The sequence below is a fragment of the Gluconobacter sp. Gdi genome, assembly GCF_014132155.1.
In the GTDB taxonomy this organism is placed as follows: domain Bacteria; phylum Pseudomonadota; class Alphaproteobacteria; order Acetobacterales; family Acetobacteraceae; genus Gluconobacter.
The window spans coordinates 852,069-858,472 of sequence record NZ_BLJQ01000001.1; the positions used below are offsets into that span (position 1 = coordinate 852,069).

Annotated in this window: 7 protein-coding genes; 2 read left to right on the forward strand and 5 right to left on the reverse strand. The window is 52.4% G+C overall.

Annotated features, from left to right (window positions below):
• Nucleotides 1-14 precede the first annotated feature (14 nt).
• The 4 genes from JN414_RS03840 to JN414_RS03855 are packed head-to-tail and all read right to left on the reverse strand — an operon-like array spanning nt 15 to nt 3,483.
• On the reverse strand, nt 15-587 hold the full coding sequence (locus JN414_RS03840) for a membrane integrity-associated transporter subunit PqiC (RefSeq protein WP_202206751.1): 573 nt from the start codon (nt 585-587) through the stop codon (nt 15-17).
• On the reverse strand, nt 587-1,546 hold the full coding sequence (locus tag JN414_RS03845) for an MlaD family protein (RefSeq protein WP_202206752.1): 960 nt from the start codon (nt 1,544-1,546) through the stop codon (nt 587-589). The genes JN414_RS03840 and JN414_RS03845 overlap by 1 nt, the downstream gene beginning before the upstream one ends.
• Nucleotides 1,546-2,319, reverse strand: coding sequence for an ABC transporter ATP-binding protein (locus JN414_RS03850; protein WP_046899474.1), 774 nt, complete (start codon nt 2,317-2,319; stop codon nt 1,546-1,548). Before JN414_RS03850 ends, JN414_RS03845 begins: the two co-directional genes overlap by 1 nt.
• A gap of 3 nt (nt 2,320-2,322) precedes the next feature.
• Nucleotides 2,323-3,483: an ABC transporter permease gene (locus JN414_RS03855; protein WP_237389852.1), complete on the reverse strand. Its 1,161-nt coding sequence runs from the start codon at nt 3,481-3,483 to the stop codon at nt 2,323-2,325.
• A gap of 177 nt (nt 3,484-3,660) precedes the next feature.
• On the opposite strand from JN414_RS03855, the gene JN414_RS03860 reads away from it, so the two are divergent.
• The gene (locus tag JN414_RS03860) at nt 3,661-4,563 is read left to right on the forward strand and encodes a S1/P1 nuclease (RefSeq protein WP_202206753.1); all 903 of its coding nucleotides are present in this window, start codon (nt 3,661-3,663) and stop codon (nt 4,561-4,563) included.
• Between the two features lie 110 nt (nt 4,564-4,673).
• Here the strand turns inward: JN414_RS03860 and JN414_RS03865 are convergent, their stop codons facing one another.
• Nucleotides 4,674-6,080, reverse strand: a complete 1,407-nt coding sequence (locus JN414_RS03865) for a diguanylate cyclase (RefSeq protein WP_202206754.1) — start codon at nt 6,078-6,080, stop codon at nt 4,674-4,676.
• Nucleotides 6,081-6,199: 119 nt separating this feature from the next.
• On the opposite strand from JN414_RS03865, the gene JN414_RS17140 reads away from it, so the two are divergent.
• The gene (locus JN414_RS17140; protein WP_255494177.1) at nt 6,200-6,334 is read left to right on the forward strand and encodes a hypothetical protein; all 135 of its coding nucleotides are present in this window, start codon (nt 6,200-6,202) and stop codon (nt 6,332-6,334) included.
• The last annotated feature ends 70 nt before the right edge of the window (nt 6,335-6,404 follow it).

Below are 6,404 nucleotides of genomic sequence, written 5' to 3' on the forward strand. Positions count from 1 at the left end.
CCTGTTCAATATTTTTACATAACTGGAGCAGAGGTTCCGATTTTTACAGCTAACTGGTTGACGAGTTCACGCGTCAGTGCTGCGGTTCCATCATCGGTAGCCACCGATCCCTGGGCACTGAAGCTGGCGCGTTGGCGCACAACAGGGTGGTGTTCGTCAGTTGGAACAAAGGACCAGTCAGCCTCCAACGTTCCTTGACCAGACTTCGTAATATCGAGACGGTTGATCGTGATGACCAGCCGCGTTTGCGGTGACCCTGCGGAAGGGTGTGTCGTTACGAAAACTGAAGGCCAGCTACGAGACAACTGCGCCGTCACGAGATCTGTAACGCCCCTGGACAGGCGGCTGGCCCATCGTCCATTCGCGCTCCGGTCCAGTAAATCTCCATCGCGGACAAGAATATCCTGGCTGTCGAGATAATCAGGAATAATGACGGGGTCGACGGCCAATATAGTCTCTGGTGCCGTGCTGGCGGGCAGATTGCTTCCGATGGCAGGGGCTCCCAGAGTGTAAAAACGCACTGGTGGGGACGAGCAACCGCTGAGCAGCAGACCAACGAGGGCTAGGGAGGCGAAAGGTAGTCTCATCAGTGGCGTCCCGTCAGGAGGAGTTGCGGATTGCGTTCTACGTCGTTTGCGAACCCTCGCAGAGCAGAGGCTGCCGCAGCGATATCGCGCAGGCTGGCTTCCAGATTGGCTCGGTCTGTCGATCGTGGAGATGTAATGCTCTGAATATTATTCAGGCTTTCCCCGGCCTTCTGGATGGTTTGGTTACTGCTTAACAGCAGAGCCTGGAGTTCCTTCCCACGCGCAGTCAGTTGGTCGGAGCCAGCATCTGCAAGTCGGTTCAGACTGTTGAGAGTATGTTCCAGCTCGGGTTGAAGATGCGTGACGAGGTCTTTGCTTGCATCAATCATGTCCCGACTGTGATCGGATGTTGCACGGATGCTTTCGATCAGTGCAGGCATGTCTCTGTCCAGTTTGTCGGAAAGCTCCCGGACGGCTGCAAGGGTGGCATTGGCATTGTCGCCAAGTTGCTTGAAGGGCAGATTTTGCAGAGTTTGTGTCATCGCCTGAATGGACGACTGCTTTGTCGGAATTTCCGTAACTGTCGCAATGTCAGGATGCAGAGCGGCTGGCGTGTCAGGTGCAAAATCCAGATCAATTTCGGAAGAGCCGGTGACGAAACTTTTGAGATTCATTTCCCCTCGCAGGCCCTGTGACACCAGATCCCGGATTGTTGGGAAGTGATGAGCGCTGCTGTTGGTGAGGGTAATATTCTCTGGCCGCATCGTGATGTAGACAGGGATGTAAGCGTCTCTTGTCTGTGGGTTATATTCGATAACGACCTTGTCCACCGCTCCAACCTGCACACCACGGAAAGTGACTGGCGCACCCACGGATAGGCCGGAAGATGCTCCATGGAAAATAAGGACGGCCTTTTCCATGCGGGTGAAGGGATGGAAGTTGCCGAACAGCACGAAGGCTGCCACGCCAAGGCCGATCCCACCAACAACAAAGGCGCCTACGAGAGCCTGCTTGTTCATCAATTGCGTCCTTCTTCGTTGCGTTCCCGATGCATGAAAGCATGGACCTGAGGTTCGTCGCAGTGGTCGCGCAGGTCCCTTGGAGAGCCGTGTGCGATGGGGATTTTGCTTTTTGCGTCCAGAAATATTCCGTCATCGGCGATGTGGAACAGACTGGAGAGTTCATGGCTGACGATAACGACGGTCGCACCGAGACCATCTCGGAGATTGAGGATCAGGTCATCCAGACGAGCTGAAGTGATTGGGTCCAGACCCGCAGAGGGTTCGTCAAAAAACAGGATATCCGGATCCAGTGCGATTGCTCGTGCCAAACCAGCACGTTTCCGCATGCCGCCACTGATTTCTGACGGAGACATGTCTATGGCTGGCAGAAGACCTACAAACCCCAGTTTGAGTTCTACGAGCCGACGAATGACATCTGGTTTGAGGTCCGTGAACATCTGAAGGGGAAGGGCGACATTTTCCCCGAGAGTCATGGAACTCCATAAAGCGCCGCTTTGGAAAAGAACGCCGAACCTGTGGTTGAGCTCTGTTCGTTCTGCTTCAGTGCCAGACCAGTAATCTTCGCCATCGACCTGATATTCGCCAGCGGTTGGGCGAAGGAGGCCAATCATGCTTTTCAGAAGTGTACTCTTGCCGCAGCCAGAGCCGCCCATGACAGCAAAAATGCTGCCCTTTTTCACTTCAAGTGAGATGTTCTTCTGAATGACTTTGGGGCCAAATGCGAGAGTGACATCCTGCATTGAAAGAACAGTTTTTCGGGTATCGGTCATGCGTCAGATTCCCAGCACATCGGCAATAACGGCAAAAATGGCGTCAATCGCAATGACCCCGACAATTCCCACCACAACAGCCCGGGTAGCCGCGATGCCGACATCAGCGGCTGATCGTCCAGCCTTCAAACCAATCCGGCAACTAGTGAGGCCGATGAAAGCACCGAAGACAATGCTTTTTACAAAGGCGAAAATGAACTGACCGATACCGAAGGAGGTGATTGTCTGATGGAAATAGCCAGCAGCCGTAATATCCAGCATGGAAATCGCGACCACGAACCCTCCCAGCATGCCGATCAGACAGCCGTAGAGGTAAAGAAATGGCATCGTGATAACGAGCGATAGAACTGCAGGAAGTATCAGATACGTGGATGTTGGAATGCCGAAGACGTTGAGGGCATCAATTTCCTCATTGCCCTGCATGGTGGAAATACGCGCTGCGTATGCGCCTCCGGTTCGTCCTGCCATGATGATGGCGGTCATGACGGCGGCCATTTCGCGAACCATAGCGATGCCAACAAGGCTTGCGACGTAAATACCAGCAGCAAATTTCTGAAGCTCGACTGCACCAACAAAAGCCAGAATGGCGCCAATCAAAAAATTGACGATACCAACGATTATTAATGCCTGAGGACCGGCATTGGCCGTATCACTCAGAAGATCCGAAAGTCGCATCCGACTTCGCCCTGTCAGGGCCTGAAGACCTCCGCGAAGTGTCATGCCGCCCAAACTTGCAACAGTGCCAATTTCAGTGAGACTGCTGATCGTGTGGCCTCCGATCCGTTCAAGAACGGGAATACGCTTGGCTGCTGCTGGAGGAGGGCCATCAGCGGCGTCTGGTAAGAGCGCGAGAAGCTGCCTTACAGGGGGCGGCAGGCTTTGAGCATCCAGAGTAATGTGTTTGTCGTGCCCACTACGTTTGATGTCCCAAAGAAACGCGATGAGACCTGTGTCCCAGTCGGTGATGGGAGACATATCAAAGGTGAGGGTGCTGTCATTGGGGACTGTAGACAGTCCGTCTTTCGGAAACTGAGGAATATATCCTGTTCGTGCCAGCCACGCGCCCTTGAGTGTCAGAAGAGGGGCATTCTCTTCCGATGTAAGGCTCCATTGAGGAGTTTGAGAGGGGTCTAACGGGGCAGGTGGCTTTTGCAATTGCGTCACGCCATTTCAGTCATTTTAGTCCTCATCCTCTCTACGAGGTCAGAAGCCAAGAGGAAAGGGGTAGGCCGAACCGTTCGGTCATTTTAATGCAACAAGTGTATCAAGAGATTCACTTGTGAGCAGTTTGGAAGGGTGAGAAAAGCAATCAGACTTCATAACGTCCGAGATGGTTTTGCTATGCGCACCTGGCTCCTTTCTGTCCCTTTGTTCTGTGCTGTTACGATAAGCACCGCTTCTCAGGCACTTGCCTGGGGGCCTTATGGACATGCGATTGTCGCTGATATCGCTCAGGATCGCCTGACCCCAGCGGCCGCCAAAGCGGCGACCGCGCTTCTGGCTCTGGAAGGTCATCAAACGCTGGATCAGGTTGCGTCATGGCCAGATACAATTGGACATGTTCCCAAAAAGAAGGGCGGCGCACCCGAGACGCTGCTCTGGCATTACGTTGATACGGATGTGTCTCAGCCGGCGTACGATCAGGCGCGCGATTGTGCGGACGGCAATTGCGTTGTCGAGAAACTGCCAGAGTTGGAAAAAATCCTCGCTGATCACACGGCGTCCCCACAGCGTCGACTCTATGCTTTAAAGTGGGTTGTGCATCTGGTTGGTGACTTGCATCAGCCTCTGCATGCTGCCGAGCGTGATCATGATAAAGGCGGGAATGCTATCCGGCTGTCATATTTTGGGGATACTGCAAACGGCCATATGAATCTTCATGCCCTCTGGGATGAAGGCGTCCTGGATCGCCAAGCTAATTTGGTTGTCGGGCCTCATTATTCCATCGATTTTGGTCATGCTCGCGAGGAAGCCACTCGGCTCGGCGCCACGATCACACCTGATGAGACAACATATTGGGTGGCTGATCTTTCCGGCGGCGATGTTCATCATGCCGTTATTGATTGGGCTGACGAAAGCCACTCTTTGGCACGGTCTGTCGCCTACGGTGCTCTTCCACAGGTCAAAGGGGCGGATATCAAGGAAGCCTATACGGCTATCGCCTGGCCGATCATCCAGCTTCGGTTGCAGCAAGCAGGTGTTCGTCTTGCTGCGATCCTGAATACAGCAATGAGCGATCAGTAAGTTTTCAGGTCCATCTCCAACGCAGTATTCTGCGTCTGGTAAGAGAGCCCCCTTATCTGAATTTGTTCTTACACGAATTCAGATAAGGGGCTTTTCTTAAAATTATAAAATTACTGAAGCTGAGGGAGGGTTGCTAACGCATCCGTAGCAATAACGCTTCGATTTCTTCCTTCAGCCTTGGCATAATATAGAGCCCGATCAGCATCCTCGATGAGGTGTGTATAATCAGGGTGCCCATCAAATGTGGCAACGCCGATCGAAACAGTGACGGAAAATGAGGAGCCGGTTGGCTGGGTTAATATGTGCGTGACGTTCTCACGAATATGCTCAGCAACCTGAAAAGCTCTTTTTGTATCTGTCTCAACTAAAGCGATCAGAAACTCTTCTCCGCCATATCGGAAAATAAAATCGCTTGTCCGACAGGATGAGATTAATTTTTCGGCCACGCTTCTTAAAACAGCGTCTCCACCAGTATGGCCGTAACGATCATTAATTGATTTGAAGTGGTCAATGTCGATCATGAGAATGCTGAATGGAACCTCTCGGCGCATAGATTGAGCCACTTCTCGCGCCATGATCGTTGGTAGAAAGCGCCTGTTGAGGGTTGAGGTTAAAGGATCGCGTCCGCTCTCAAGCGCCTCACTCTCTTTGAAGAGGTCATCCATTAAAAAACGGATTTCTTCTATCTGGGCTTGTAGTTCGTGAATGCGAGCTGTGTCTGGGGGGACCTGAGCAGAGAGAGCTGGAATAAGGACCCGATCAATGCGGCGCATTGAGGTGCGAATATGCTCGATACCCATTGTATTCGGGAACAGCAGACTTCCCTTGTGATTGAGCCAAAGCCCAAACCCTGAACTTTCCAATGAGGGGAGGGGAGGGGGAGCATTGCAGCAAATGGCGAGTAATATCTTGTGACCCCAATCAAGGAGTGCAGCACGCTGGACCTCTCTTTCAAGAGTGACATCCTGCCCAAGGGTCACAAGACGGTATGCCTCGTCTGTTTCGATTTCTTTCTGAAGATCCCTCACAAACTCTCGGCTCATCATTTCGATAGCCAGATCCATCATGTTCTCGATGTAATCGATGGCTGTCGATAGATCCGCGGGTGTGAGGAAAATCTCGAAAAGCAGTTTTCTCAAAGTGTTTTTAAGAAGGCGGGCTCCATGCATGACGACATGCATCGGGACGCGCATCCGGGCGTGAACCAGTCCAATCCGACGCTGCGTCGCTACAAGCTGTGCGAGGTCAGGCGCTGTAGATGAGAAGAGAGATTGCAGCCATCTCAGCAAAGCGGAATGAAGGTGGTCGTTAACAATCTGGTTGGAGAGAAAAGGTGTGGCTTCTGGATGCGTCAGGAGCGTCGAATAGAAGACTTCCACACTCTCGGCAGCATGTTTCTCTACCATATCAGCGACGGCTGAACGGATAGCGGGGTCAATGGCATCTATAATGAGCTGCCACTCCACTTCATCTGGTGAAAGTTGTTGGCTGTTTGAGAGAAGTGCATCAACCGTCATCAGAAACTCCAGAAACGAGAACGGCTCACAAAATGTGTGTGGCGTGCCGCACGCCATATGATGATCCACTATAAGCGTTAAATTCAGGTGAGTAACGTCGTGGAAGGTATGACGGACTAATGCGGCTCCAGACGGCCGAGATCAGAAGCCTGTTTTTCACCGATTTGCAGGATATGAGCGGTGGCGCGGTGGGCAGGATGGCACTCTTAGAAAATGGCTTCACCAAGTTTTTTGATTTTTATATGATTTTTTGATTGACGGTGTGTGTAGGTGGCCGTATAAGCCCGTTCACCGACGCGGCGGGGCCTTCTTCGAGGGTCTGGC